Here is a 26,751-nt window from a genome sequence, read left to right on the forward strand (position 1 = left end):
CACGCGCGGACGGGGGAGGATAGACGCATGCAGCCACGGAACATGTCCATGAGCGGAGTCGTCGACCTCGCCGCGGTGAAGGCGGCCCAGGAGGCCAAGGCCAAGGCGGAGCAGACGCGCGCCGAAACGGCACGGCAGGGCGGCGCGGGGGCCGTCTCCCCGGCCGATCTCGTCATCGACGTCGACGAGGCGGGATTCGAGCGGGACGTCCTCCAGCGCTCCGCCGAGGTGCCCGTCGTCATCGACTTCTGGGCCGAGTGGTGCCAGCCCTGCAAGCAGCTGAGCCCGGTCCTGGAGCGGCTCGCCGTCGAGTACGACGGCCGCTTCCTGCTCGCCAAGATCGACGTCGACGCCAACCAGATGCTGATGCAGCAGTTCGGGGTCCAGGGGATCCCGGCCGTCTTCGCGGTCGTCGCGGGGCAGGCCCTGCCGCTCTTCCAGGGGGCCGCCGGTGAGGCGCAGGTCCGGCAGACCCTCGACCAGCTGGTGCAGGTCGCCGAGGAGCGCTTCGGCCTGACCGGCCTGACCGTCGACCCCGACGCCGAGTCCGGCGGCCGCCCTGAGCCCGCCGAGGCCCCGGCCGGCCCCCACGACGCCCTCCTCGAAGCCGCCGTGCACGCCCTGGACGCCGGGGACTTCGGCGGTGCGGTGCAGGCGTACCGGAGCGTGCTCGCGGACGACCCGGCGAACACGGAGGCGAAACTGGGTCTGGCGCAGGCCGAGTTGCTGCACCGGGTGCAGGACATGGACCCGCAGCAGGTGCGCAAGGACGCCGCCGAGAAGCCGGGGGACGCCGCCGCGCAGATCGCCGCCGCCGACCTGGACCTGGTGGGCGGTCATGTCGAGGACGCCTTCGGGCGGCTGATCGACGCCGTGCGCCGCACGGCCGGCGACGACCGGGACGCCGTACGGATGCGGCTGCTGGAGCTGTTCGAGGTCGTCGGGCCCGAGGACCCGCGGGTGGCCGCGGCGCGCCGGGCGCTGGCGAGGGCCCTGTTCTGAGCGGGGCGGGGGCCCGGTTCCTGACCAGTCGCTAAACGTCGGGGCCTGTGGTTCCGGAGTGAAAGTTCTGCCGATGAGGTTCCCCTGCGGCCGCGTTTTACCAAATCTTGGTAATCGCGGCCGCTGTTACTTCAAGTAAGCCCAGGCCGTTGATGTGTCGGGTTCTGTCCCTCGATCAATAGTTTTGTTCTGGGCCTTTCTGCCACCCTGCGTCGCCGCCCGAGACCTGTGGGTCGTTGTTCGGTTATCCGGCCGTTACTAGCGAGTAACGAACCCCCTTGTGCGGGCGGCCAGAATGCACCACGATCGGCCACGCTCGGTCCAATGACGTACCCCGACAGCCGGTTGGGGCAACGGGTTTTCCTGGGTCCCCACCGAGCAGGGCCGGCGGCTGTGACGCCGGCTCTCGGGCAGGGGGGTCTTCGCCGGTCGGTGGAGCCTGTCCAGCAAGGTTGTGCGTGATGCGTGTCAGGCGCGACCAGTGGTTGTCGCTCGGGGGTGATCGCCGGTGATCGGTGCGCGGACTGCGCCTCCGATACGGGCGCTCCCCTTCCCGAGGACGTAGCACTTCTCCCATCCCTGCCCGGCTGAGCCGCCGCCCAGGTGGTGAATCGGGGTCAGGAGATGTACGTCCGAGAAGGAGGAAATATGGAGTCCCAGGTGCGTGGCGGGACCAGATGGAAGCGGTTCGCCGTCGTCATGGTGCCCAGCGTGGCTGCCACGGCGTGCATAGGCGTTGCCCTCGCGCAGGGTGCGCTCGCCGCGTCGTTCAGCGTGTCGGGTCAGTCGTTCAAGGTGACGGCCGACAAGCTCGTCGGTCAGGGCTTCGCCCAGTACGGCGCGCTCGACTCGGGCTACACGCTCGACGGCAAGAAGACGGCTCACCCCGTCGCCGTCTCGTCGTTCAAGAGCGCCACGATCACGAACATGTGTCAGTCCGTGGTCACCCCGAACATCCCGCTGCTCGGCTCGGTCAGCCTCACGCTGAAGGCCGGCGGTGGCGACAAGCCGGTCGAGGCCGACAACCTGTACATCGACGTTGAGGACCTGGCCGCCGACGCCGTGTTCAACAACATCGAGATCGGTGTCGCCGCGAAGGACCTCAACAAGGGTCCGGGCATGAAGGGTGGCAGCGAGCAGGCCAACCCGTACGGGTTCGGCCAGCAGGCCGACTCCGCCGTGCTGTCCGACGTGAAGCAGACGGCGTGGGCCACCACTGCCGGAACCTTCAAGCTCAGCGGCCTGAAGATGTCGCTGTCGACGGGTGTCAAGGAGTGCTACTAAGCACTCGCTGATGGGCGGGGGGGCCGGTGGCGCCCCCGCCCGTCCATTCTGAAGCGCCGTGTCTTCACTCGCGGCCCACATCTCCACCACAGCAAAGCCGCACCAGGGAGCTGTTTTCCATGAGCGCCGAGACTCCTGTCGCCCCCGGCCAGTTCACCCTCCGGAGGCAGCAGTTCCGCGCCTGGCGGGGCACGCGGCCGTTCTGGGCCGGCCTGTTCGTTCTCTTCAGCGGGTTCCCCATCGCCTACTTCCCGTACGCACACCTTCAGGTGGGCCACCTGACGCTGGCGATGGCGACCACCGCGGGCGCCGGTTCCCTCATCATCGGCGTGCTGCTGGGCGTCCTGGGCGTCAGCCTGTGGTTCCAGAAGCACGTACGGACCTTCGCGGGTGTCGCGGCGATCCTGCTCGGCCTGGTGTCCATCCCGGTGGCCAACCTCGGTGGATTCCTCATCGGTTTCCTGTTCGCGCTGATCGGCGGGGCGATGGCCGTGTCCTGGGCGCCGGGTGCGCCGCCCGCGCCGGAAGCGCCGGCCGCCGCGCCGGCCGCCGGGGGAGCCCCCGAGAGCGCGTTCCCCCAGAGCACCACCCCCGCCGGTGAGCTCGCCGAGAACCCGTACAGCACGGGCCCGGCCCTCACCAAGGATCCGTCCCCCGCCAGGGACGACGACCGCGCGGGCGAGCCGAACGATCTGTCAGGAACGAGCCCGGCCAACAACGGGGCGAACGGGAGGCACAGTGCCGGCTGACGAGGTGACTCACGGGATTGACGTGGAGGCGTCCCCTGTGAGAACCGGTCCCCGCCACGCGGCACCCAAGAAGCCGCTGTTCACCAGGTTCCACATGCCGGCCGGCAAGGCGATAGCCCTGGCCGCCATGCCCACGGCGGTCCTCATGGGGATGGGCTTCACACCCACCCTCGCCAACGCCGAGGACCAGCCGACGTCGAAGAGCCTCACGATCGACGAGTACAAGGACTGTGTGGCGGCCCTGGACGAGGCGGACGCCTCCGCGTCGGCCTCGCCGTCGCCGACGGCCTCCGAGTCCACCGACGACGCGAAGGACGACTCCGCGTCGGACGACGGTTCCACGGACGACACCGCGGACGACTCGAAGGACACGTCGAGCGGTTCGGGCGACTCCTCGTCGTCGGATTCAGGTTCCGACGAACAGGCCGAGCCCGCGCCGGCCGCGTCCTCCGAGGCCGCGTCCACGACCGAGCAGTCCGCCACGTCGTCCTCCGGCGACACGGCCACGGCGAGCCCGTCGGCCGAGGAGACGGACAAGAACGTCCTGGAGACCATCGGGGACGCCATCACGGACCTCTTCGACGGCGACAAGGGCTCCGACACGTCCACCGACGCGAGCCCGGCCCCGTCGGAGTCCGCCTCGGCGTCGACCGGTACCGGCGACTCCTCGACGGACCCGGGCTCCTCCGACGGCTCCGGCTCCTCGGACGACACCGCCGCCGGCGACTCCGGCAAGGACGACACCGGCATCGTCAAGGACACCACGGACGCCGTCGCCGACGAGGTGAAGGACGCCGCGGACGCCGCCGACGACACCGCGGACGACGCCGCCGACGACACCGCGGACGACGCCGCCGAGGACACCGCGGACGAGGCCACCGCCTCGCCCAGCGCGTCCGAGAGCGCCACGGACACCGACGACTGCCCCGTCGCCACCCTCGACGAGAGCGGCATCGACAACAAGACGCCGCTGGCGAACGACCCCTGGTACCTCAACGCCAGCTCGCTGCTGCTGAAGGGCGCCGACTACCAGGGCATCGTCGAGGTGAAGACGGCGAACGGGACGAAGAAGAAGGTCCTGAAGTACGTCATCTCCGACGGCACCGACATCGGCGACCTGCACCAGACGGTCGACGACAAGCAGGCGGGCAAGACGTACCACGTCCAGGCGTCCTCGGGCAGCACGTCCACGATCCGCGACGGCGACACGATCATGTACACCGAGAGCATCTCGGGGAACCTGTTCGGTCTGATCCCGGTCACCTTCGACCCGGAGAACCCGCCGCCGCTGAACATCCCGCTGATCTACTTCACCAAGGTGAAGGTCGTGCAGGCCGGCCAGATGGGCGGCAACCTGCACATCCCGGGGATGCACGTCTACACCACCGACTAGACGGCACCACCGACTCGACGGCCGGCCCGGACCGGCCCCGGGTCCCCGCAGAAGCCCGTTCGGGAGCCGCACAAGCGCTGAGGGCGCCCCCTGTCGCAGGGGGCGCCCTCAGCGCCGTTCAGGCCCCTTCGCGGGGCCGGGCCCGTGCAGGGCCGCCGGTTCAGTCGTTCGCGCCGCTGCCGAGGTGGTGCACCCGGACCATGTTGGTGGTGCCGGGGACACCGGGGGGCGAGCCGGCGGTGATGATGACGATGTCGCCCGGGTTGAACCGGTTGAGCTTGATGATCTCCTGGTCCACCAGGTCGACCATCTCGTCGGTGCTGTTCACGAACGGGACGACGTGCGACTCGACGCCCCAGCTGAGCGCCAGCTGGTTGCGGGTGTTCTCGTCCGTGGTGAACGCGATGATCGGCTGGGACGCGCGGTAGCGCGAGAGCCGGCGCGCGGTGTCGCCGGACTGGGTGAAGGCCACCAGGCCCCGGCCGCCGAGGAAGTCGGCGATCTCGCACGCGGCGCGCGCGATCGAACCGCCCTGCGTGCGCGGCTTCTTGCCCGGGACGAGCGGCTGGAGGCCCTTGCTCAGCAGCTCCTGCTCGGCCGCGGTGACGATCTTCGACATCGTCTTCACGGTCTCGATCGGGTACGCGCCCACGCTCGACTCGGCGGACAGCATGACCGCGTCGGCGCCGTCCAGGATCGCGTTGGCCACGTCGGAGGCCTCGGCGCGGGTCGGACGGGAGTTGGTGATCATCGACTCCATCATCTGGGTCGCCACGATCACCGGCTTGGCGTTGCGCCGGCACAGCTCGATCAGGCGCTTCTGCACCATGGGGACCTTCTCGAGCGGGTACTCGACGGCCAGGTCGCCACGGGCCACCATGACGGCGTCGAACGCCGCGACGACGTCCTCCATGTTCTCCACCGCCTGCGGCTTCTCCACCTTGGCGATGACGGGGACCCGGCGGCCCTCCTCGTCCATCACCCGGTGGACGTCGGCCACGTCCTTGGCGTCGCGGACGAAGGACAGCGCGACCAGGTCGGCGCCCATGCGCAGCGCGAACCGCAGGTCCTCGATGTCCTTCTCGCTCAGCGCGGGCACGTTGACGGCCGCGCCGGGCAGGTTGATGCCCTTGTGGTCGGAGATGACACCGCCCTCGATGACGATCGTCCTGACCCGGGCGCCCTCGACGTCCAGGACCTTCAGCTCGACGTTGCCGTCGTTGATCAGGATCTGGTCACCGCGCGAGACGTCACCGGGCAGGCCCTTGTACGTCGTACCGCAGATCGTCTTGTCGCCCGGGACGTCCTCGGTGGTGATGGTGAACTCGTCACCGCGCACCAGCTCCACCGGTCCCTCGGCGAAGGTCTCCAGACGGATCTTCGGGCCCTGGAGGTCGGCGAGGACACCGATGGCCCGGCCGGTCTCCTTGGCGGCGGCCCGGACCCGGTCGTACCGGCCCTGGTGCTCGGCGTGCGAGCCGTGGCTGAAGTTGAAGCGGGCCACGTTCATGCCGGCTTCGATCAGCGCGACGAGCTGATCGTGGGAGTCGACCGCGGGGCCGAGAGTACAGACGATTTTCGAACGGCGCATGGGGCGATCCTATCGGTTTGTTTCGCTCCGGAATATTCCGTCTGGCGGAAGATACAAATGGGCGGGAACGCGCTCAGTTGCTTTCCTGCTCAGTTTGTCTTTCTCACCAAGGCGTAGGTCTGCGTGGCGATCTCCAGTTCCTCGTCCGTCGGCACCACGGCGACCGCCACCCGGGCGTCCGCGGGCGAGATCAGCCGCGGCTCGTCGCCGCGTACGGCGTTGAGCCCGCCGTCCACCGCCAGGCCCAGGGTCTCCAGGCCCGCGACGGCCGCCGCGCGCACCTCGGCGGCGTTCTCGCCGACCCCGGCGGTGAACGCCACCGCGTCCACCCGGCCGAGCACCGCGTAATAGGCGCCGATGTACTTCTTCAGACGGTGAATGTAGATGTCGAAGGCGAGCTTCGCCCGTGCGTCGCCCTCGTCGATACGGCGCCGGATCTCCCGCATGTCGTTGTCGCCGCACAGTCCGACGAGCCCGCTCTTCTTGTTGAGAAGAGTGTCGATTTCATCGATGGACATTCCGCCAACCCGCGCCAAATGGAAGATGACGGCCGGGTCGGTGTCCCCGGAGCGGGTCCCCATCACGAGACCTTCGAGCGGCGTCAGCCCCATCGAGGTGTCCACGCACACGCCGCCCCGCACGGCGGAGGCCGACGCCCCGTTGCCCAGGTGCAGCACGATGACGTTCACCTCTTCGGGTGCCCTGCCGAGCAGCTTCGCCGTCGCCCGGGAGACGTACGCGTGCGAGGTCCCGTGGAACCCGTACCGCCGGATCCGGTGCGCGTCGGCGGTCTCCACGTCGATCGCGTAGCGGGCGGCCGACTCCGGCATCGTGGTGTGGAACGCGGTGTCGAACACGGCGACCTGCGGCAGGTCGGGCCGCAGCGCCCGCGCGGTACGGATCCCGGTGAGGTTGGCCGGGTTGTGCAGCGGCGCGACCGGGATCAGGCGCTCGATCTCGGCGAGGACGGTGTCGTCGACGACCGTCGGCTCGGTGAAGTGCTTCCCGCCGTGCACCACACGGTGCCCGATGGCGGCCAGCTCGGGGGAGTCGAGCCCGAGCCCGTCCTGGGCGAGTTCGGCGGCCACCGCCTTCAGCGCGGCGTCGTGGTCGGCGATCGGACCGTTCGACTCGCGGGTCGGCCCGCCGGTCGCCAGCGGCGTGTGCTTCAGCCGCGAGGACCGCTCACCGATGCGTTCGACGAGTCCCACGGCCAGCCGGCCGCTGTCCCGCATGTCGAGCAGCTGGTACTTCACCGACGAGGAGCCGGAGTTGAGGACGAGGACGCGGCTGGAACTCACGGGGCGGTGGCCTTCTCGGTCGGGGTCTGGGCCTGGATGGCCGTGATGGCGACGGTGTTCACGATGTCCTGGACGAGGGCGCCCCGGGACAGGTCGTTGACCGGCTTGCGCAGGCCCTGGAGCACCGGCCCGACGGCGATCGCGCCGGCCGAACGCTGCACGGCCTTGTAGGTGTTGTTGCCGGTGTTGAGGTCCGGGAAGATCAGCACGCTGGCCTGGCCCGCGACCTCGGACTCCGGCAGCTTGGTGGCGGCGACGGTGGGCTCGACGGCGGCGTCGTACTGGATCGGCCCCTCGATGCTGAGGTCGGGGCGGCTCCGGCGGACCAGCTCGGTGGCCTCGCGCACCTTGTCGACGTCGACGCCCGAGCCGGACGTGCCGGTCGAGTACGACAGCATCGCGATCCGCGGCTCCACCCCGAAGCGGGCGGCGGTCGCGGCGGACTGGACGGCGATGTCGGCGAGCTGCTCGGCGTTCGGGTCGGGGTTGACGGCGCAGTCGCCGTAGACCAGGACCTTGTCGGCCAGGCACATGAAGAAGACGGACGAGACGATGCCGGCGTCCGGCTTGGTCTTGATGATCTCGAAGGCGGGCCGGATGGTGGCCGCCGTGGAGTGCACGGACCCCGAGACCATCCCGTCGGCGAGGCCCTCCTGGACCATGAGCGTCCCGAAGTAGTTCACGTCGGAGACGACGTCGTACGCCAGCTCCACGCTGACGCCCTTGTGGGCACGGAACCGGGCGTACTTCTCGGCGAAGGAGTCGCGCAGCTCGCTGGTCGCCGGGTCGATCAACTGGCAGTCACCGAGGTCGATGCCCAGGTCGGCGGCCTTCTTGCGGATCTGGTCGACGGGCCCGAGGAGGGTGAGGTCGCAGACGCCGCGGCGCAGGAGGACCTCGGCGGCGTGCAGCACGCGCTCCTCCGTCCCCTCCGGCAGGACGACCCGGCGCCGGTCCGCGCGGGCCTGTTCCAGGAGCTTGTGCTCGAACATCATCGGCGTCACACGGTCGCTGGACGGCGTCGAGACCCGCTTCAGCAGACCGCCGGTGTCCACGTGCCGCTCGAACAGCCCGAGCGCGGTCTCGGCCTTGCGCGGGGTGGCCGCGTTGAGCTTGCCCTCCAGGGAGAACAGCTGCTCGGCCGTGGGGAAGCTGTTGCCGGGCACCGAGATGACCGGGGTGCCGGGGGCGAGCCGGGCGGCGAGGGTGAGGATCCCGTCGCTCGGTATCTCGTTCAGGGTGAGCAGGACGCCGGCGATCGGCGGGGTGCCGGCGCTGTGCGCGGCGAGCGAGCCGATGACCAGGTCGGCGCGGTCGCCCGGGGTGACGACCAGGCAGCCCGGGGTCAGGGCGTTCAGGAAGTTCGGCAGCATCGCGCCGCCGAAGACGAAGCCGAGGGCGTCGCGGGCCAGCCCCGAGTCGTCGCCGAGCAGCACCTTCGCACCGAGCGCGTGCGCGACCTGCGAGACGGTCGGCGCGGAGAGCGCGGGCTCGTCCGGGAGCACGTAGCAGGGCACCGGGAGCCGGTTGCCGACCTGGGACGCGATCGTGTCCCGGTCCTCGCGGGCCACCCGGTTGGTCACCATGGCCAGCACGTCGCAGCCGAGCGCCACGTACGCCCGGTAGGCGTTGCGGGTCTCGGCGCGCACCGACTCCGCGGTCTGCCCGCGGCCGCCGACGACGGGGATCACGGCCGCCCCGAACTCGTTCGCCAGCCGGGCGTTGAGGGCCAGCTCGTCGGGGAACTGGGTGTCGGCGTAGTCGGTGCCCAGGACCAGGACGACGTCGTAGTCGCGGGCGACCCGGTGGAACCGCTCGACGAGGGTGGAGACGAGTTCGTCCGCCCCCTGTTCGGCCTGGAGGGCGGACGCCTCGTGGTAGTCCATGCCGTAGACGGTGGCCGGGTCCTGCGCCAGCCGGTAGCGGGCGCGCAGCAGCTCGAACAGCCGGTCGGGCCCGTCGTGGACGAGGGGGCGGAAGACCCCCACCCGGTCGACCTGGCGGGTCAGGAGTTCCATGACCCCCAGCTCGACGACCTGGCGGCCGTCGCCGCGGTCGATACCGGTCACGTACACGCTGCGGGTCACGCGCGCTCTCCGTTTCGTCTGGTGTCGTCTCGTCTTTTCTGGGGGGCGCAGAGATCATAAAAATCGCCCACCTAGGTGAGCAGATCCCTCTTGACAATACCCCTGGGCGTGGATAAGGCGCCCGTCAAGAGACAGCCCGCTCGGCGGCATGGAAGAATCGGACCCGGCTCACCGGCATCAACAGCGAGCAGGAGACACAGCACGATGCGCATCGGAGTTCTCACCGCAGGTGGCGACTGCCCCGGCCTGAACGCAGTGATCCGGTCGGTCGTGCACCGCGCCGTCGACAACTACGGGGACGAGGTCATCGGCTTCGAGGACGGCTACGCGGGCCTGCTCGACGGTCGTTACCGCGCTCTCGACCTCAACGCGGTGAGCGGCATCCTGGCCCGCGGCGGCACGATCCTCGGCTCGTCCCGGCTGGAACGCGACCGGCTGCGCGAGGCCTGCGAGAGCGCCTCCGACATGATCCACGACTTCGGCATCGACGCGCTGATCCCGATCGGCGGCGAGGGCACGCTGACGGCGGCCCGGATGCTGTCGGACGCCGGGCTGCCGGTGGTCGGCGTCCCCAAGACGATCGACAACGACATCTCCTCGACCGACCGCACCTTCGGCTTCGACACGGCCGTGGGGGTCGCGACGGAGGCGATGGACCGTCTCAAGACGACCGCCGAGTCCCACCAGCGCGTGATGGTCGTCGAGGTCATGGGCCGGCACGCGGGCTGGATCGCCCTGGAGAGCGGCATGGCGGCGGGCGCCCACGGCATCTGCCTGCCCGAGCGGCCCTTCGACCCCGCCGACCTGGTGAAGATGGTCGAGGAGCGGTTCTCGCGCGGCAAGAAGTTCGCGGTGATCTGCGTCGCCGAGGGCGCGCACCCGGCCGACGGCTCGATGGACTACGGCAAGGGCGCGATCGACAAGTTCGGCCACGAGCGCTTCCAGGGCATCGGCACCGCCCTGGCCTACGAGCTGGAGAGGCGGCTCGGCAAGGAGGCCCGGCCGGTCATCCTCGGCCACGTCCAGCGCGGCGGCGTGCCGACGGCGTACGACCGTGTCCTCGCGACCCGCTTCGGCTGGCACGCGGTGGAGGCGGCGCACCGGGGCGAGTTCGGCAGGATGACCGCGCTGCGCGGCACCGATGTGGTGATGGTGCCGCTGGCGGAGGCGGTCACCGAGCTGAAGACGGTGCCCAAGGACCGGATGGACGAGGCGGAGTCGGTGTTCTAGAGCCTGGCTGGAGAATGCTCCAGAAGTGCTCGACGATCCCGTCGAGGAAGTCCCGGCCGGCGTCGCTCGCGACGCCGGCCGTGCTGTTGTCGCCCCAGCTGAGGGTGGGGACCATCCGGCGCTGGTAGTCCTCGTGCAGATCGTGCAGCGCGTCCTCGACGAGGCGGCGGCTCAGGGGCACGATCTTGGTGATGGCCCGGACATGGGCCTGCCAGCGGGTGCCGACCGCCGCGCGCAGCAGTTCGGCGAGCCGCGCCTCGGCGCCGGTGACGGCGACCAGGTCGGGGAGGGTGAGCCCGAGCACCTCGGCGAGGGCGGCCGACTGCCGCTCCGTGCCGCGCCACCGGCCGGCCTCCTCCATGCGGAGATAGGCCGGGAGTTCGTGTCCGACGGCCCGGGCGACGTCCTCGGCGGCGAGGCCCCGGACCAGGCGGTGCTCACGCAAGGTGCCCGGTCTTCCGAGCAGTTCGGCGGGGGAGCACCACAGGACACCGGCGAGGGCGGTCAGTTCGGCGGCGGTGGGGGTGGCGGCACCGCGTTCCCAGGCCGCTACCAGCGCGAGGGTGGTGAGCGGAAGACCGTAGGACGTGCGCAGGGTGTGGGCGACGTGGTCGGCGGTGAGACCGAGCGCGGCGCGGAGCCGGCGGGCGGCGGGGGCGTCGAAGGGGAGGTCGGGCACGGGGACACCGTAGGAGCGGCCCGGTGCGGTGACTACGGGCTGTTCGGACACAATCACGGGTTGTAGGAACGTACGGGCGGGGAACGCGGCCGCCGTGATGGTGCCCGCCCGGTCTAGGGGCGGCCGGTGATCTTTCCGACGACCGGGCCGTGGAAGGTGCCGTGACTGAAGTCGATGTGGTCGCCTCCGCGTGAGGGCTCCTCGGCGCCGGAGGCCGTGCCGGGGGCGGCGGTGCCGGTGGTGGCATCCCGCGGTCCGTGTTTGCGCAGGACCGCCATCGCCACCTCCGCCGCTCGCGCGGCGGCCCGTTCCTGGGAGCCGGTGGCGTCGGTCCCGCTCTTCCCCGCGTCGGCCAGGTCGCTGATCCCCCGGACGACCAGCGCGTGCACCTGGCCGTTCAGATGGGCCGCGTGAGCCGCCCCGGAGCCCTCCATCTCGATCGCGGCGGCGTCGTCGTAGTGCGCGCGCAGCTGCCGGGCGATCTCGGACCTGGCGTCGGCCAGGACGACGTCCCCCGAGGCGATCGGCTTGAAGTGCGGCCGTACGTCCGTCATGTCCCGCACCGCGGAACGGGCCGCCTGGACCAGGGCGTGGGACGCGCGCCAGGCCTCGGGGCGGGCCAGGAGACCTTCCGGGGTCCACTTGCCGCCGTGGATGCCGTAGACCTTGGTGCCGACGACGACGTCCCCGATCGCGACGTCGCTCTTCAGGCTGCCGGCGATGCCGACGAAGAGGACCGCCTGCGGGCGGAGCCAGGTGAGGAGCTGGGTGGTCGTGGCGGCCGCGTTGGCCACGCCCTCGCCGAGTTCGGCGAGCGCCACGCTCCACGGCGTGCCGGCGAGGCGGCCGATCTCGACGCGGGTGCCGTCCTCGGGACGGACGTGTTCGACCCGGTCACGGATGTGGGCCCGCACGGCCGTGTATTCGAGCGCGAGTGCGGTGAGGATCACGACGGTGGGAGGTGTCTCGGGCACCCCCTCACGGTACTGCCAAGTCGTCGGGGGAGGGGGCGGTCGGGATGGCCGAACAAGGCGTCAGCGCCGGACAGTTGCTGCTGGCCGAGTACCAGAGCGTGAAGGACGAGCAGAAGGCCCGGATCGGGTTCCGGGACAACCTGCTGTACGTGACCCTGGCGGTCGTCGCCGCCGTGATCGCCGCCGCGGCCCAGTCCGGGCAGCCGTCCATGCTGCTCGCGCTGCCGCCGGTGTGCGTGGTGCTCGGGTGGACCTACCTGGTCAACGACGAGAAGATCTCGGCGATCGGGCGGTACGTACGGGGGGAGCTGGGGCCCCGGCTGGCCGCCGTCGCGGGCGCCGCTGAGGCCTTCGGGTGGGAGACTTTCCACCGGGGCGACTCCCGCCGGGTGTCCCGCAAGATCGTGCAGTGCGTCGTCGACCTGCTCGCCTTCTGTCTGGTGCCGCTGGCCGCGCTCGTCGTGTACTGGGGCGGCGGGCAGGTCTCGCCGGGGCTGCTGGCGCTGTCCGTCGTGGAGACGGGGGCCGTCGTGGGGCTGGGCGTCTTCATGGTGCGGTACGCCGTGCCGTTCGGGGGCGGGGGAGCTGGCGGCGGGGGAGCGGGCGCGGGCGGCGGGGGTGGGGCGGGAGCGGGCGCCGGGGATGGGGCGGCGGTCTGACCGGGTGCGGGGACCTACCTCCCCTTCCCGGCCCCCTTCACCCACCGGTACACCAGCTCCGGCCTTCCCACCTGCCCGTACAGCGGCTTGCGTTCCGCCCGGCCCGCCTCCACCAGGTGCTCCAGATAGCGGCGGGCCGTGATCCGGGAGATGCCCACCGACTCGGCGACGCCGGCCGCGGTCAGGCCCTCGCCCGCCTCGCGCAGCGCCTCCGTCACGCGTTCCAGGGTCGGGGCGCTCAGGCCCTTCGGCAGAGCCGCGGGGCTCGGGGCGCGCAGGGCCGCCAGGGCGCGGTCGACCTCGTCCTGGCCGCTCGCCTCGCCGGCCGCTCCCCGGAACTCCGCGTACCGGACCAGACGGTCGCGGAGGGTCGCGAACGTGAAGGGTTTCAGGACGTACTGGACCACGCCGAGCGACACTCCCTCCCGCACCACCGTCAGGTCCCGTGCGGACGTCACCGCGATCACGTCCGCGTGATAGCCGGCCGCCCGCAGTGACCTGGCCAGATGCAGGCCGTGGCCGTCGGGCAGGTGGAGGTCCAGGAGGAGCAGGTCCACCGGGGTGCGGTCCAGCAGCCGACGGGCCTCCGCACCCGTGTGCGCCTTTCCTACCGCGACGAATCCCGGCACTCGTCCGACGTACAGGACATGCGCGTCCGCGGCGACCGGGTCGTCCTCGACGACCAGCACCCGGATCGGCTCACCGCCCGGGACACGCGGCACACCACCGGTCCCGCCGATGGCGCCGGCCCCACCAGTCGTGCCGGACCCACCGGTCCCGCCCGTCTCTCCTGTCACGTCCGTCATCCTTTGCCTCCAGCCCCCGTCATCGCCCCGGAAGTACCGGAAGACGCCGTCGCGCGCAACGGCAGGCGCACCACGAATTCCGCGCCGCCCCCCTCGGCCTCGGTGACCGTCAGGGTGCCTTCGTGCCGATGGACGGCCTGGCGGACCAGGGCCAGGCCGAGGCCGCGGCCGCCCGGACCGGCCGGTTTCGTCGAGAAGCCGCGTTCGAAGACGAGGGACGCATGCGCAGGATCCACTCCCGCCCCGGTGTCCGCCACCCTGAGCAGCAGCTCGCCGCCCCCGACACCCTCCGTGGCCGCCGTCACGGTGACCCGGGCCCGCACACTGCCCTGCGCCGCGTCCACGGCGTTGTCGATGAGGTTGCCGAGGATGGTGACGAGATCGCGGGCCGGCAGGGACGACGGGAGCAGGCCGTCGTCCAGCCGGCTCTCCTGCGAGACCACCAGCTCCACGCCCCGCTCGTTCGCCTGGGCCGTCTTGCCCAGCAGCAGTGCGGCCAGCACCGGTTCGCTCACCGCCGCCACCACCTGGTCGGTCAGGGCCTGGGCCAGTTCCAGTTCGGCCGTCGCGAACTCCACGGCCTCGTCCGCCCGGCCCAGTTCGATCAGCGACACGACGGTGTGGAGCCGGTTCGCCGCCTCGTGCGCCTGGGAGCGCAGCGCCTGGGTGAAGCCCCGTTCCGAGTCCAGTTCGCCCATCAGGGACTGGAGTTCCGTCACATCGCGCAGGGTCACCACCGTGCCCCGGCGCTCACCGCCGGAGACCGGGGAGGTGTTCACGACGAGGACCCGTTCCGCCGCCAGATGGACCTCGTCGACCCGCGGTTCGGAGGCCAGCAGCGCGCCCGTGAGCCCCGCCGGCAGACCCAGCTCCGCCACGGACCGGCCCACCACCTCCTCCGAGACGCCCAGCAGCTCCCGCGCCCCGTCGTTGATCAGCGCCACCTTGAACTGCCCGTCCAGCATCAGCAGTCCCTCACGCACCGCGTGCAACGCGGCCTGGTGGTAGTCGTGCATCCGGCTCAGTTCGCCCGCGTTCATCCCGTGCGTGTGCCGGCGCAGCGACGCGTTGATCACGTAGGTGCCCACGGCGCCCAGCAGCAGCGCGCCGGCGGCCACCGCGAGCAGGGCCGACACCTGGTCCTGCACCCGCTTGCTGATCTCCTCGACCCTGATGCCGGCGCTGACCAGGCCGATGATCCGCCCGTTCTCGTCATGGATGGGGGTGACCGCGCGGACCGAGGCGCCCAGCGTGCCGGTGTAGGTCTCGGTGAAGGTGTCGCCCTTCAGCGCGGCCGCCGTGTTGCCCCGGAAGCGCTGGCCGATCTGGTTCTTGTCCGGATGGGTCCAGCGGATGCCGTCCGTGTTCATGATCGTGACGAAGTCGACCTCGGTGTCGCGCATGACCCGCAGGGCGTACGGCTGGAGCTCGGTGGTGGGGTCCGCGGTGTGGATCGCCGCCCGCACGGACGGGGAGTCGGCCACCGAACGGGCCACCGCGGTGGCCTGGCGGGCCGCCGCCTCCTCGGCCTGGCTGTGGTTGCTGGCGTAGGCGAACAGGGCGTATCCCGCGACGACGATCGCTATCAGCACCGCCTGCATGGCGAACAGCTGGCCGGCCAGGCTGCGGGGCCGCGGGAGGTACGGGAGGCGCATGTCGTCAGTGTGCCCCCGACGTTAAGCGTGAACTAAATGAACGGAAGGGTGACCGCCCTCACAGGCCGGGAGATAGTCACCGCATTCCCCTTATCTCCCCGGTCGTGAGCCGCACGCCGGTGATGCCGACGAAGACGTCAAGGAGGGCAGCCGTGGCCGCCAGCAGCACCCCCGATACGGCACCTGCCGCACCCGCCGCCAAGCGGGACCGTACCCACTACCTGTACATCGCGGTGATCGTCGCGGTCGCCATCGGCATCGCCGTCGGGCTGATCGCGCCCGACTTCGCGGTCGAGCTGAAGCCGATCGGTACCGGCTTCGTCAACCTGATCAAGATGATGATCTCGCCGATCATCTTCTGCACCATCGTGCTCGGCATCGGCTCGGTACGGAAGGCCGCCAAGGTCGGCGCCGTCGGCGGTATCGCCCTCGGCTACTTCCTGGTCATGTCGCTGGTCGCCCTCGGCATCGGTCTGGTCGTCGGCAACATCCTGGAGCCGGGCACGGGCCTGGCCATCACGGACGCGGTGAAGGAGACCGGCCAGGCGCAGGTCTCGGCCGAGGCCAAGGACACCACCGAGTTCCTGCTGGGGATCATCCCGACCACGATCGTCTCCGCCTTCACCGGCGGTGAGGTGCTCCAGACCCTGCTGGTCGCGCTGCTCGCCGGGTTCGCCCTCCAGGCCATGGGTGCCGCGGGCCAGCCGATCATCCGCGGTGTCGAGCACATCCAGCGGCTCGTCTTCCGCATCCTGGGCATGGTGATGTGGGCGGCTCCGATCGGTGCCTTCGGCGCCATCGCCGCCGTCACCGGTTCCGCGGGCGTCGACGCGCTCAAGAGCCTCGCCGTCCTGATGCTCGGCTTCTACGTCACCTGTTTCCTCTTCGTCTTCCTCGTGCTCGGCGCGCTGCTGCGGGTGGTCGCGGGCCTGAACATCCTCACGCTCTTCAAGTACCTGGGCCGTGAGTTCCTGCTGATCCTGTCCACCTCCTCCTCCGAGTCCGCGCTGCCGCGCCTCATCGCGAAGATGGAGCACCTGGGTGTCAGCAAGCCCGTCGTCGGCATCACCGTCCCGACCGGCTACTCGTTCAACCTCGACGGCACCATGATCTACATGACCATGGCGTCCCTGTACATCGCCGACGCCATGGGTACGCCGATGTCGCTCGGCGAGCAGATCCCGCTGCTGCTCTTCCTGCTGGTCGCCTCCAAGGGCGCCGCGGGTGTCACCGGTGCCGGTCTCGCGACGCTGGCCGGTGGCCTCCAGTCGCACAAGCCCGCCCTGGTGGACGGGATCGGCCTCATCGTCGGCATCGACCGCTTCATGAGCGAGGCCCGCGCCCTCACCAACTTCGCCGGCAACGCCGTCGCCACCGTCCTGATCGGCACCTGGACCAAGGAGATCGACAAGGAGCGCGTCGGCGTGGTGCTCGCCGGCGGGCTGCCCTTCGACGAGAAGACCCTGCTCGACGAGGACGGCCACGGCGGTGCGGTGGCGGAGGTCCCCGAGCAGCGCGAGGACGGCCAGAAGGAACTGGCCAAAGCCTAGGGCCTCCGAAAGACAGGCCCCAGGGCCGCTGAAAGAAGGACCCCGGGCCCGAGCCATCGACTCCGGGTGCCCGGCCCCGCCTGAACCGGGGCCGGGCACCCGGCCACCATCGCACCACCCGCGGTCACCGCACCGCACCTCGCCTCCGGGCGGCTGAGACACTCCCCCCGTCGCTCAGCCGCCCGGTTCTTCCGTGTCCGGCCCCGCGCCGCGCCCGCTCCACCGCCCTCCCCAGCGCCGTCAGTTCCTCCTCGCCCAGCTCCAGGTCCGCCGCTCCGGCCGAGTCCCGTGCCGTCTCGGGGCGGCTCGCGCCCGGAATGGGGATCACGGTGGGGGAGCGGGACAGGAGCCAGGCCAGGCAGACCTGCTGCGGACTCACGCCGTGCTGCCGCGCGACCTCGTGGAATGCGGCGAAGGGGCCCTCGTCCGCCAGGCCCGAGGGCCCGTCCAGGGAACTGCGGGAGATCCCGCCCAGTGGGCTCCACGGCAGGAACGCCAGCCCCAGCCCGGCCGCCAGCCGCAGCTCCTGCTCGCTGTCGCCGACCGCCGGGGAGTAGCGGTTCTGTACGGAGACCAGCCGGTCGCCGAGGATCTCCCGGGCCGCGCGGATCTGGTCGGCGTCCACGTTGGAGACACCGGCCAGCCGGATCTTGCCCTCCTGCGCCAGCTCGCGCAGCGCGCCCACCGACTCCGCGAAGGGGACGGCCGGATCGGGCTTGTGGAGCTGGTACAGGCCGATCGCCTCGACGCCGAGCCGGCGCAGCGAGCCTTCGGCGGCCGCCCTGAGACGGCGCGGATCGCCGTTCACCGTCCAGCCGCCGCCCGCCGGCCGGCCCCGGCCGCCCTTGGTCGCCACCAGCACGGTGTCGGTGTCCCCGCCCCAGGTGGCGAGCGCGCGGGCCAGCAGGCGTTCGTTGTGGCCGGGCTCCTCGCCGGGCAGATGGTAGGAGTCGGCCGTGTCCAGCAGGGTCACCCCCGCGTCCAGTGCCGCGTGGACGGTGGCCAGGGCACGCGCCTCGTCGGGCCGCCCCTCGATGGACAGCGGCATCGTGCCGAGTCCGACCGCGCTCACCGGCAGCTCGCCCAGGGTACGCAGACGCATGTCAGTCCCCCTTCCCGGAGGTGACCGGAGCGGCCGCCCCGAGGGTCTCCGCCACCGCCCCGGCCAGCCAGTCCCGGGCCCTGCCGAACACGTAACCCAGCCCGACGGCACGGGAGTTGTCCATGCCGTAGAAGCGGCGGAAGGAGAACGGCGAGACCGTGCCGATCTCGGTCTCGCGCAATACGGTCTCGCCGTACGGGAGGTGCGCGGCGATCGCGTCGCACAGGTCCTGTGTGGTCAGCCGGCCGTGGGAGGCCGCGTTGACGGGGCCGGTGAAGGTCTGGCCCGCCGTCCAGAACAGGAAGTCGGCGATCTCCTCGACGTGGATGTAGGTCGCGGGACGGTTCACCGCCGGCACCGCTATGGGCTCGCCGGAGCGGATACGGGAGGCGTAGTGCTCCAGCCGTCCGGTGAAGTCGTCGTCCCCGCCCAGGACATGGGCGACGCGCACGGCGACGTACGGGAACGCGGGCTCCGCCGCGAACACCGCCTCCGCCTGCCGCTTGCCCTCGCCGTAGTGGGCGTCGAGGAACTCCGCCTCGTGCCAGGGGAGTCCGAGGTCCACGGCGACGCCCAGCGGATCGACGTCCGTCTCCCGTACGGGCGCGAGGGAGTCCTCGTACTCGTACACCTCGACCGTGGACGTCATCACGTAGCGGCGGGTGCGGCCGGTGAACACGCGGCGGGCGACGGCCGCCTGGCGCGGGGTGTAGCAGACCTGGTCGACGACGACGTCGAAGGTGCGGGAGCCCAGGGCGCTCCTGAGCGAGGTCTCGTCGTCGCGGTCGGCGACGAGGTGCACGGCACCCGGGGGCGGGGCCGACGATCCGCGATTGAGCACGGTCACCCGGTCCCCGGCGGCGAGCAGCCGTGTGATCAGCCGCTTGCCGAAGTAGCGGTTCCCGCCGATGACCAGTACCTCTCGTGGCTTGTCCATGACCATAATTCTCCCGGTGTGCCCACCCGTCCTGAAGGGGGAACCATGGGAGTTCCGGCCGCAGTGCCAAAAGAACCACGGCATCCACGCGTCGGCACCGGCGAAACATCGGTGGCCTTCGACGCCCTGGACCGGCAGATCCTCCTGCTGCTCCAGACCGACGGCCGGATCAAGCTCAGCGAGCTGGGCCGCAGGGTCCGGCTCAGCCCGGCGGCGGTCACCGAGCGGGTGCGGCGGCTGGAGGCCGCGGGGGTGATCAGCGGCTACGGCGCCCGGGTCCGGCCGGCCCGCCTGGGGTACGGCATCCAGGCGTTCGTCCGGGTCGATCCGCACGGCGGGTACAACCTGAAGCACCCGAGGACCCTGGAGCTGATGGAGCGGCCGGAGATCACCGAGGTGCACCACGTGGTCGGCGAGGACTGCTGGATCCTGAAGGTCGCCGTCACCGACACGGTCCATCTGGAGGAGGTTCTGGAGGCGGTCTCGGTCCTCGGCCGCACGACCACCTCGATCGTGCTCACCTCGCCGGTGGAGCACAAACCCCTCTTGCCTTGACGTGGGCGTCAAGGCGTACGTTCGTCCGCATGCGAATCGGCGAGCTGGCCGCGCGGGCCGGGACCACGACGCGCACGCTGCGGTACTACGAGTCGCGGGGGCTGCTGCCCGCGCGGCGCGGTGAGAACGGGTACCGGACGTACGACGAGAGCGATCTGCGGCTGCTGCGGCAGATCAGGACCCTCCAGGACTTCGGGTTCGGCCTGGAGGAGACCCGGCCGTTCGTGGAGTGTCTGCGGGCCGGTCACCCCGAAGGGGACTCGTGCCCCGCCTCGCTCGCGGTGTACCGGCGCAAGCTGGACGAACTGGACGCGCTCATCGGGGAGCTGCGGGCGGTGCGGGAGCAGGTCGCCGGGCGGCTGGTACGGGCCGCCGACGCGCTGGCTCCGGGGAGTCCGGAGCCCGGGTGTGAGCTGGGAGGCCGGGAATGGTGATCGATGTGACGGACGCGGATTTCGAGACCGAGGTGATCGGGTCCGAGCTGCCGGTGCTGGTGGAGTTCACCGCCGACTGGTGCCCGCCGTGCCGGCAGATGGGCCCGGTGCTGAAGGCCCTCGCCGCGGAGGAGGGGGACCGGCTGAAGGTGGTGCAGCTGAACGTGGACGCCAACCCGGAGACCACGAACGCCTACAAGGTGCTGTCGATGCCGACCTTCATGGTCTTCCAAGGCGGTGAGCCGGTGAAGGCCATGGTGGGCGCCCGGCCCAGGCGGCGGCTGCTGGAGGAACTCTCCGACGTGCTCTGACCCGCGACCCGTCCCGTACGGCTCCGTACAGCGAAAATCCCCCGGGCAATTGCGCTCGGGGGATTTCTCTGCGTATATTCGATGATTCGCGACTCGATATGAATTTGATCGCGAATAAGTTCAGTGAGCAGAGTATATCCGGGCGGGAGTGGAATTGTCAAACATCGACTTTCCAGACAGTGAATTGCGGCGCGAGCAGGAATTCATCGACGGCCTGTACGCGCGCGTGGACGCCCTGCGCGGCGACACCGAGGCCGGCGTCACGAGCGCCCTCGCCCAGGGCAACACGCCCATGCAGGCCCGGCTGGAGCGGGACATCCTCGTCGCCGAGCGCTCGGGGCTGCTGGCCGCGCTGAACGCGGTGGACGGCTCCCTCTGCTTCGGCCGGATCGACCTGACCTCGCGCGTCAGCCACCACATCGGCCGGATCGGGCTGCGCGTGGACGACGCCGAGCGCACCCCGCTGCTGATCGACTGGCGGGCCGAGGTCGCCCGGCCCTTCTACCTGGCCACCGGGCACACCCCGATGGGCCTGCGCCGCCGCCGGCACCTCACCACCGAGGGCCGCACGGTCACCGCGCTGCACGACGAGATCCTCGACCTCGGCGACCGGGAGCGCACCGGCCACGAGGACCCGTCCGGTGACGCCGTGCTGCTCGCCGCGCTCGACTCCGCGCGCACCGGCCGGATGAACGACATCGTGCAGACCATCCAGGCCGAACAGGACGAGATCATCCGGGCCCCCCACCGAGGGGTCCTGGTCGTGGAGGGCGGCCCCGGCACCGGCAAGACGGCCGTCGCCCTGCACCGGGCCGCGTTCCTCCTCTACGAGCACCGCGAACTGCTCGCCAAGCGCGCCGTCCTGATCGTCGGCCCCAACCCCGCCTTCCTCGGCTACATCGGCGAGGTGCTGCCCTCCCTGGGCGAGACGGGCGTGCTGCTCGCGACGGTCGGCGAGCTGTACCCCGGGGTCCGGGCGACGGCGACCGACACACCCGAGGCGGCCGCCGTGAAGGGGCGCGCCGGCATGGCGGACGTCCTCGCCGCCGTCGTACGCGACCGGCAGGCGCTGCCCGACCCGGTGATCACGATCGAGCACGACCGCGAGATCCTGATGCTCGACGACGGTCTCGTCGGCGTCGCCCGGGAACGCACCCGGGCCGCGAAGCTGCCGCACAACGCGGCCCGCGAGTACTTCGAGGGGCACATCCTCAACACGCTCACCGAGCTGTACGCCGAGCGCGTCGGCACCGACCCGTACGACGGCACGAACCTGCTCGACCCGAGCGACATCACCCAGATCCGCGACGACCTGGCCCAGAACCGCGAGGTCTGGTCCGCCATCGACCGGCTGTGGCCGAGGATCACCCCGCAGCGCCTGGTCGCGGACTTCCTCGCCGGTCCCGAGGAGTACCTCGGCGACGCCGACGCGGCCGCCGTCCGCCGCCCCGTGACCCGGGCGTGGACCGTCGCGGACGTACCGCTGCTCGACGAGGCCGCCGAACTCCTCGGCGAGGACGACCGGCTGGCCCGGGCCCGCGCGGAGCGCGAACGGGAGACGCAGGTCGCCTACGCGCAGGGCGTGCTCGACGTGTCGTACGCCTCCCGCACCTACGAGTTCGAGGACAAGGAGGACGGCGACGCCGACGCCGGCGAGGTCCTCTCCGCGCACCACATCATCGACGCCGAACGGTTCGCCGAGCGGCACGAGGAGGACGACCACCGCAGCGCCGCCGAGCGCGCCGCCGCCGACCGGACCTGGGCGTTCGGGCACATCATCGTGGACGAGGCGCAGGAGCTGTCGCCGATGGCGTGGCGGCTGCTGATGCGGCGCAGCCCGACCCGCTCCATGACCCTGGTCGGCGACCCGGCGCAGACCGCCGAGGCGGCCGGCGTCGGCTCCTGGTCGGGCATCCTCGAGCCGTACGTCGAGGACCGCTGGGAGCACACCCGGCTCGGCGTCAACTACCGCACCCCGGCGGAGATCATGGAGGTCGCGGCGGCCGTCGTCCGCGCCGAGCAGCCGGACTTCGAGCCCCCCGCCTCGGTCCGCTCCACCGGCGTACGGCCCTGGGCGCGCGCCACCGACGACCTGCCCGAGGCGGTCGAGCGGGCCGTCCGGGAGCTGACCCCCGCCGAGGGCCGGCTGGCCGTCATCGCCCCGCGCGCACTGCACCGGCGCCTCGCCGCCCGGCTGGACGGCGTGACGGCGGGCGCCGAACCGGACCTCACCCGCACCGTCGTGCTGCTGGACCCGCGCCAGTCCAAGGGCCTGGAGTTCGACTCGGTGCTCGTGGTGGAGCCCGCCGACTACGGCACCAGCGATCTGTACGTCGCCCTCACCCGGGCCACCCAGCGCCTCGGCGTGGTCCATGCCAAGGAGCTGCCGAAGGCCCTGGTGACGGCCCTGACGTGACCCGGATCGCCGGGGTCAGGCCGGCCTCAGCCACACCGTCGCCAGGGGTGGCAGGGTCAGCCGGACCGATGCCGGGCGGCCGTGCCGGCCCTGGGGCTCCGGCTTCACGGGGTCGAGGTGGCCGACCCCGCTGCCGCCGTACCGTGCGGCGTCGGTGTTGAGGGCCTCGTGCCAGGCGGGGACGTCGTCGGGGACACCGAGCCGGTAGTCGTGGCGGACCACGGGGGACAGGTTGGAGACGGACAGGAGCGGGGACCCGTCGGCGGCGTACCTCAGGAACGCGAAGACGTTGTCCTCGGCCGCGTCCCCCACCACCCACTGGAACCCCGCCGGGTCGGTGTCCCGCTGCCACAGCGCGGGCACCGACCGGTACCCGGCGTTCAGATCGCGCACCAGGTCCCGCACCCCGCGGTGGTCGGGCTCCGCCGAGTACGCCGGATCCAGCAGCCACCAGTCCGGCCCGTGCGCCTCGGACCACTCCGCGCCCTGCGCGAACTCCTGCCCCATGAACAGCAGCTGCTTGCCGGGGTGGGCCCACATGAAGGCCAGATAGGCCCGCAGGTTCGCGCGCTGCTGCCACCAGTCGCCCGGCATCTTCGACACCAGCGACCGCTTCCCGTGCACGACCTCGTCGTGGGATATCGGCAGGCAGTAGTTCTCGCTGTACGCGTACACCATCGAGAAGGTCATCTCGTGGTGGTGGTACCTGCGGTGCACCGGCTCGTGGCTCAGGTACTCGAGCGAGTCGTGCATCCAGCCCATGTTCCACTTCAGCCCGAACCCGAGCCCGCCGAAGCCGCTCGGGCCCCGGTCGTGGGTGGCCCGGGTGACCCCGTCCCAGGCCGTCGACTCCTCCGCGACGGTCACCACCCCCGGGCAGCGCCGGTAGACGGTGGCGTTCATCTCCTGGAGGAACGCCACCGCGTCCAGGTTCTCCCGCCCGCCGTGCTCGTTCGGGGTCCACTGCCCCGGCTCGCGCGAGTAGTCGAGGTAGAGCATGGAGGCGACGGCGTCCACCCGCAGCCCGTCGATGTGGAACTCCTCGCACCAGTACACCGCGTTGGCCACCAGGAAGTTGCGCACCTCGCGCCGCCCGAAGTCGAACTCCAGCGTCCCCCAGTCGGGGTGCGCGGCACGCAGCGGGTCCTCGTGCTCGTACAGCGGCCGCCCGTCGAACTCCGCCAGCGCCCAGTCGTCGCGCGGGAAGTGCGCCGGCACCCAGTCCATCAGTACGCCGACGCCGGCCCGGTGCAGCGCGTCGACCAGGTGCTTGAAGTCGTCGGGGGTGCCGAGCCGGGCCGTCGGCGCGTAGAAACCGGTGACCTGGTAGCCCCAGGAACCGCCGAACGGATGCTCGGCGACCGGCATCAGCTCGACGTGCGTGAAACCGAGATCCCGCACGTACGCCGGCAGCTGGTCGGCGAGCTGGCGGTACGTCAGCCCCGGCCGCCAGGAGGGCAGATGGACCTCGTAGACGGAGAAGGGCGCCTCATGGACCGGGGTCCGCGCCCGCCCGGCCAGCCACTCCTCGTCCCCCCACGTGTACCGCGAGGCGTGCACGATCGACGACGTCGCCGGCGGCACCTCCGTACGCCGGGCCAGCGGGTCGGCGCGCAGGGTGTGCGAGCCGTCCGGGCGGGTGATGTCGAACTTGTACAGCTCGCCCTCGCCGAGACCCGGCACGAACAGCTCCCACACGCCGGTGGAGCCCAGTGAGCGCATCGGGTACCCGGTGCCGTCCCAGAAGTTGAACGAGCCCGCAACCCGCACCCCGCGCGCGTTCGGCGCCCACACGGAGAATCCGGTGCCGGGCACCCCCTGGTGGGTCGTCGGGTGCGCGCCGAGCACCGTCCACAGCTGTTCGTGCCGGCCCTCGCCGATCAGATGCAGATCCAGGTCACCCAGCGTGGGCAGGAAACGGTACGCGTCCTCGGTCTCCAGGGTGGTGCCCTCGTACGCCACCAGCAGCCGGTAGTCCGGGACGTCCGTCAGCGGCAGCAGACCGGAGAAGAAGCCGTCCCCGTCGTCGTGCAGCGCGGCCCGCAGCTCGCCCGCCACGACGGTCACCGACCGCGCGAACGGGCGCAGCGCCCGGAAGGCCACCCCGCCCGGCACCGGATGCGCGCCGAGGACCGCGTGCGGGTCGTGATGCGAGCCGTGCAGCAGCCGCTCACGGTCGGCGGAGTCGAGGGCGGGGGAGAAGGGAGCGGGCGGCGGGCCGGCGGAGGGCTTCCTCCCGGCCGCCGCCTTCTTCCCGGCCACTGCCTTCTTCGCGGCCGCCGTCTTCTTCCCGGCGGAGGCGGCGGAGGCGGCCTTCTTCCCGGTCGCCGCCTTCTTCCCGGCGGCTGCCTTCTTGCCGGTGGCCTTCTTCTTCGGCGCGGTCACGTACGGGGCCTCCTCAGGGCAGGTCGGCTGCGGCGAGCCGGTGTATCGCGGACAGCGGTACGGGGAGCCAGTCGGGGCGGTGCCGGGCCTCGTAGACCACCTCGTAGACCGCCTTGTCGGTCTCCAGGGCCCGGAGCAGGACGGGATCGGTGCGCGGGTCGGCGCCGGACACCTCGGCGTACCCGGAGCAGTACGCCGCCCGGCACGTGTGCGCCCAGCCGGGCGCCGGGGGATCGGCCGAGCGGGCCGCGTAGTCGAAGGACCGCAGCATGCCCGCCACGTCCCGCACGGCCGGCTGCGGCATCCTGCGCTCGGCCAGCGGCCGGGCCGGCTCGCCCTCGAAGTCGATCAGCGACCACTCCCCGGTCGGCGCCCGCAGACACTGCCCGAGATGCAGATCGCCGTGGACACGCTGCGCGGTCCAGGTGTGTCCCTCCGCCGCGAGATCCGCCAGCGCGGTGAACGCGGTGCGCAGCGCGGGCGCGTACGGCCGAAGCGCCGGCACCGCCTGCGCCGCCGCGTCGAGGCGGACGACCATGCCGTCCACCAGCGGCTGGATCTGCGCCCGGCCGAGCGTCGCCGTGGGCAGCGCCCGGGCCAGTGTCCGGTGCACCTCCGCGGTGGCCCGCCCGAGCGCCCGCGCCTCGGCGGCGAAGTCCTCGCCCTTGGCCAGCTCCCGCAGGGCCAGCTCCCAGCCGTCCGCGGCGCCCTGGACGAACGGCTGGAGCACCCCGACCACGTACGCGTCGCCGTCGACGTCCGCGTGCATCCACGCCGTCGGCGCGGGCACCCGGGGGCAGTGCTCGCGGGCCAGCGCCAGCGGCAGCTCCAGGTCGGGGTTGACGCCGGGGACGACCCGGCGCAACAGCTTCAGGATGAACGTATCTCCATAGACGAGGGAGGAGTTCGACTGCTCGGCGGTCATCAGACGCGGGACCAGCCCGGAGCGGATCCGCTGCTCCGGATCGCGTTCGCAGCGCAGCGCGCCGATCCGGGCCCCGGTGCGCAGCGCCTCCAGGAGCAGCTCGGCGGGCCGGGTGTCGTACAGGGCGTCGTACACCGTGCGCCCGGCCAGCGGGCCGGACGTCACATGGCCGATCAGCGCGGGTGCCAGCCGGGGCGGCAGGGCCTCGCGGACGCCGATCAGCAGCTGGTAGCAGTCGCCCGGGCTCTGCGGCTGGTGGGCGCGCAGCAGCAGGTGGTACAGGCCGATCCGGGCGCCGGCCGGCAGCAGCTCGGTGGCCGCGACCTGCGAGAACCCGGTGACCGGGCGCCCCTTGCCGGCGAACCAGCGCTGCCGTGGCAGCCACTCCCGCAGCAGCGGGTCCAGTGACGCGAGGAGGCCGGGGCTTGTCGTGCCGGAACGTGTGACCGTGTCCGCCATTGCGTCACAATCCTTTCCCCGGGGGGTCGGGGTGTTACTGATGCGTGCCCCGGGCGGGGCAGGGGAAACCGCCCCGCCCCGGGTTCTAGGCGGCGTCCCTGCGGAGCCGGAACCAGTAGAAGCCGTGACCCGCGAGCGTGAGCAGATAGGGCAGCTCGCCGACCGCCGGGAAACGCACCCCGCCGAACAGCTCGACCGGGAAGCGCCCCTTGAACCGCCTCAGGTCCAGTTCCGTGGGCTGTGCGAAGCGGGAGAAGTTGTGGACGC

23 protein-coding genes are annotated in these 26,751 nt (G+C 71.5%); 11 read left to right on the forward strand and 12 right to left on the reverse strand.

The features are described 5' to 3' along the window. Positions 1-27: 27 nt before the first annotated feature. From IE275_RS06855 to IE275_RS06870, 4 genes are all read left to right on the forward strand, one after another. Complete coding sequence (locus IE275_RS06855) at positions 28-1,002, forward strand: tetratricopeptide repeat protein (protein WP_189708614.1); 975 nt, start codon at positions 28-30, stop codon at positions 1,000-1,002. Positions 1,003-1,650: 648 nt separating this feature from the next. Then, positions 1,651-2,286, forward strand: coding sequence for a DUF6230 family protein (locus IE275_RS06860; protein ID WP_189708616.1), 636 nt, complete (start codon positions 1,651-1,653; stop codon positions 2,284-2,286). Between the two features lie 119 nt (positions 2,287-2,405). Further along, positions 2,406-3,035 (forward strand): DUF6114 domain-containing protein, encoded by a 630-nt coding sequence (locus IE275_RS06865; protein WP_189708618.1) that lies wholly within the window; start codon positions 2,406-2,408, stop codon positions 3,033-3,035. Then, positions 3,025-4,428: a hypothetical protein gene (locus tag IE275_RS06870; protein WP_189708620.1), complete on the forward strand. Its 1,404-nt coding sequence runs from the start codon at positions 3,025-3,027 to the stop codon at positions 4,426-4,428. The genes IE275_RS06865 and IE275_RS06870 overlap by 11 nt, the downstream gene beginning before the upstream one ends. A gap of 160 nt (positions 4,429-4,588) precedes the next feature. Here the strand turns inward: IE275_RS06870 and pyk are convergent, their stop codons facing one another. The 3 genes from pyk to pta form a co-directional block, all read right to left on the reverse strand. Continuing rightward, the gene (gene pyk / locus IE275_RS06875) at positions 4,589-6,019 is read right to left on the reverse strand and encodes a pyruvate kinase (protein WP_189708622.1); all 1,431 of its coding nucleotides are present in this window, start codon (positions 6,017-6,019) and stop codon (positions 4,589-4,591) included. Between the two features lie 89 nt (positions 6,020-6,108). Further along, positions 6,109-7,320 (reverse strand): acetate kinase, encoded by a 1,212-nt coding sequence (locus IE275_RS06880; RefSeq protein WP_189708624.1) that lies wholly within the window; start codon positions 7,318-7,320, stop codon positions 6,109-6,111. After that, entirely contained in the window at positions 7,317-9,407 is a 2,091-nt protein-coding gene (gene pta / locus IE275_RS06885) for a phosphate acetyltransferase (protein ID WP_189708626.1), read from the reverse strand. The genes IE275_RS06880 and pta overlap by 4 nt, the downstream gene beginning before the upstream one ends. 204 nt (positions 9,408-9,611) lie before the next feature. Between pta and IE275_RS06890 the strand changes: the two genes are divergently transcribed. Continuing rightward, a complete protein-coding gene (locus tag IE275_RS06890) occupies positions 9,612-10,637 on the forward strand; it encodes an ATP-dependent 6-phosphofructokinase (protein WP_189708628.1) in 1,026 nt (341 codons plus the stop codon). Here the strand turns inward: IE275_RS06890 and IE275_RS06895 are convergent. Beyond that, the gene (locus IE275_RS06895) at positions 10,579-11,316 is read right to left on the reverse strand and encodes a helix-turn-helix domain-containing protein (protein ID WP_189708630.1); all 738 of its coding nucleotides are present in this window, start codon (positions 11,314-11,316) and stop codon (positions 10,579-10,581) included. The genes IE275_RS06890 and IE275_RS06895 overlap by 59 nt on opposite strands. Before the next feature lie 113 nt (positions 11,317-11,429). Next, positions 11,430-12,290 (reverse strand): 5'-methylthioadenosine/S-adenosylhomocysteine nucleosidase, encoded by an 861-nt coding sequence (locus tag IE275_RS06900; protein ID WP_189708632.1) that lies wholly within the window; start codon positions 12,288-12,290, stop codon positions 11,430-11,432. Between the two features lie 44 nt (positions 12,291-12,334). Here IE275_RS06900 and IE275_RS06905 point away from each other — a divergent pair, with 44 nt between their 5' ends. Continuing rightward, a complete protein-coding gene (locus IE275_RS06905; protein ID WP_229870130.1) occupies positions 12,335-12,949 on the forward strand; it encodes a hypothetical protein in 615 nt (204 codons plus the stop codon). A 14-nt stretch (positions 12,950-12,963) separates the two neighbouring features. On the opposite strand, the gene IE275_RS06910 is transcribed toward IE275_RS06905, so the two are convergent. Together IE275_RS06910 and IE275_RS06915 are read right to left on the reverse strand one after the other, a co-directional pair. Then, the gene (locus IE275_RS06910) at positions 12,964-13,689 is read right to left on the reverse strand and encodes a response regulator (protein ID WP_373299180.1); all 726 of its coding nucleotides are present in this window, start codon (positions 13,687-13,689) and stop codon (positions 12,964-12,966) included. A gap of 62 nt (positions 13,690-13,751) precedes the next feature. Continuing rightward, entirely contained in the window at positions 13,752-15,410 is a 1,659-nt protein-coding gene (locus tag IE275_RS06915) for a sensor histidine kinase (RefSeq protein WP_189708634.1), read from the reverse strand. Positions 15,411-15,532: 122 nt separating this feature from the next. Here IE275_RS06915 and IE275_RS06920 point away from each other — a divergent pair, with 122 nt between their 5' ends. Continuing rightward, complete coding sequence (locus IE275_RS06920) at positions 15,533-16,960, forward strand: cation:dicarboxylate symporter family transporter (RefSeq protein ID WP_189708772.1); 1,428 nt, start codon at positions 15,533-15,535, stop codon at positions 16,958-16,960. 124 nt (positions 16,961-17,084) lie between these two features. Here IE275_RS06920 and IE275_RS06925 read toward each other — a convergent pair whose 3' ends face one another. Together IE275_RS06925 and IE275_RS06930 are read right to left on the reverse strand one after the other, a co-directional pair. Next, positions 17,085-18,062, reverse strand: a complete 978-nt coding sequence (locus tag IE275_RS06925) for an aldo/keto reductase (protein WP_189708636.1) — start codon at positions 18,060-18,062, stop codon at positions 17,085-17,087. Between the two features lies 1 nt (position 18,063). Then, positions 18,064-18,999 carry an NAD-dependent epimerase/dehydratase family protein gene (locus IE275_RS06930; protein ID WP_229870132.1) on the reverse strand — a complete coding sequence of 312 codons (936 nt, stop codon included), beginning with the start codon at positions 18,997-18,999 and terminating at the stop codon, positions 18,064-18,066. Positions 19,000-19,110: 111 nt separating this feature from the next. On the opposite strand from IE275_RS06930, the gene IE275_RS06935 reads away from it, so the two are divergent. The 4 genes from IE275_RS06935 to IE275_RS06950 all read left to right on the forward strand — a co-directional run bounded on the left by IE275_RS06935 (position 19,111) and on the right by IE275_RS06950 (position 22,715). Then, entirely contained in the window at positions 19,111-19,554 is a 444-nt protein-coding gene (locus IE275_RS06935) for an Lrp/AsnC family transcriptional regulator (RefSeq protein WP_189708640.1), read from the forward strand. Between the two features lie 29 nt (positions 19,555-19,583). After that, positions 19,584-19,988, forward strand: a complete 405-nt coding sequence (locus tag IE275_RS06940) for a MerR family transcriptional regulator (protein ID WP_189708642.1) — start codon at positions 19,584-19,586, stop codon at positions 19,986-19,988. After that, complete coding sequence (locus tag IE275_RS06945; protein WP_308435636.1) at positions 19,982-20,299, forward strand: thioredoxin family protein; 318 nt, start codon at positions 19,982-19,984, stop codon at positions 20,297-20,299. The genes IE275_RS06940 and IE275_RS06945 overlap by 7 nt, the downstream gene beginning before the upstream one ends. 184 nt (positions 20,300-20,483) lie before the next feature. Further along, a complete protein-coding gene (locus tag IE275_RS06950) occupies positions 20,484-22,715 on the forward strand; it encodes a HelD family protein (RefSeq protein ID WP_189708644.1) in 2,232 nt (743 codons plus the stop codon). A 15-nt stretch (positions 22,716-22,730) separates the two neighbouring features. Here the strand turns inward: IE275_RS06950 and glgB are convergent, their stop codons facing one another. The 3 genes from glgB to IE275_RS06965 form a co-directional block, all read right to left on the reverse strand. Then, positions 22,731-25,100 (reverse strand): 1,4-alpha-glucan branching enzyme, encoded by a 2,370-nt coding sequence (glgB, locus tag IE275_RS06955; RefSeq protein WP_189708646.1) that lies wholly within the window; start codon positions 25,098-25,100, stop codon positions 22,731-22,733. Positions 25,101-25,113: 13 nt separating this feature from the next. Continuing rightward, on the reverse strand, positions 25,114-26,484 hold the full coding sequence (locus IE275_RS06960) for a maltokinase N-terminal cap-like domain-containing protein (protein ID WP_189708648.1): 1,371 nt from the start codon (positions 26,482-26,484) through the stop codon (positions 25,114-25,116). Positions 26,485-26,569: 85 nt separating this feature from the next. Beyond that, positions 26,570-26,751, reverse strand: a 182-nt coding sequence (locus IE275_RS06965; RefSeq protein WP_189708650.1) for an alpha-glucosidase C-terminal domain-containing protein, incomplete at its 5' end; no start/stop codon positions are given.

This window comes from Streptomyces phaeofaciens (genome assembly GCF_014648915.1).
GTDB lineage: Bacteria > Actinomycetota > Actinomycetes > Streptomycetales > Streptomycetaceae > Streptomyces > Streptomyces phaeofaciens.

Excerpts from the sequence above, each read along its gene's own strand:
- IE275_RS06855 (WP_189708614.1), top strand. The coding sequence starts at position 28 with ATGCAGCCACGGAACATGTCCATGAGCGGAGTCGTCGACCTCGCCGCG.
- IE275_RS06890 (WP_189708628.1), top strand. The coding sequence starts at position 9,612 with ATGCGCATCGGAGTTCTCACCGCAGGTGGCGACTGCCCCGGCCTGAAC.
- IE275_RS06915 (WP_189708634.1), bottom strand. The coding sequence starts at position 15,410 with ATGCGCCTCCCGTACCTCCCGCGGCCCCGCAGCCTGGCCGGCCAGCTG.
- IE275_RS06865 (WP_189708618.1), top strand. The coding sequence starts at position 2,406 with ATGAGCGCCGAGACTCCTGTCGCCCCCGGCCAGTTCACCCTCCGGAGG.
- IE275_RS06905 (WP_229870130.1), top strand. The coding sequence starts at position 12,335 with ATGGCCGAACAAGGCGTCAGCGCCGGACAGTTGCTGCTGGCCGAGTAC.
- IE275_RS06920 (WP_189708772.1), top strand. The coding sequence starts at position 15,533 with ATGCCGACGAAGACGTCAAGGAGGGCAGCCGTGGCCGCCAGCAGCACC.
- IE275_RS06930 (WP_229870132.1), bottom strand. The coding sequence starts at position 18,999 with ATGGACAAGCCACGAGAGGTACTGGTCATCGGCGGGAACCGCTACTTC.
- IE275_RS06945 (WP_308435636.1), top strand. The coding sequence starts at position 19,982 with ATGGTGATCGATGTGACGGACGCGGATTTCGAGACCGAGGTGATCGGG.
- IE275_RS06960 (WP_189708648.1), bottom strand. The coding sequence starts at position 26,484 with ATGGCGGACACGGTCACACGTTCCGGCACGACAAGCCCCGGCCTCCTC.
- IE275_RS06940 (WP_189708642.1), top strand. The coding sequence starts at position 19,584 with ATGCGAATCGGCGAGCTGGCCGCGCGGGCCGGGACCACGACGCGCACG.
- IE275_RS06925 (WP_189708636.1), bottom strand. The coding sequence starts at position 18,062 with ATGCGTCTGCGTACCCTGGGCGAGCTGCCGGTGAGCGCGGTCGGACTC.
- IE275_RS06860 (WP_189708616.1), top strand. The coding sequence starts at position 1,651 with ATGGAGTCCCAGGTGCGTGGCGGGACCAGATGGAAGCGGTTCGCCGTC.
- pyk (WP_189708622.1), bottom strand. The coding sequence starts at position 6,019 with ATGCGCCGTTCGAAAATCGTCTGTACTCTCGGCCCCGCGGTCGACTCC.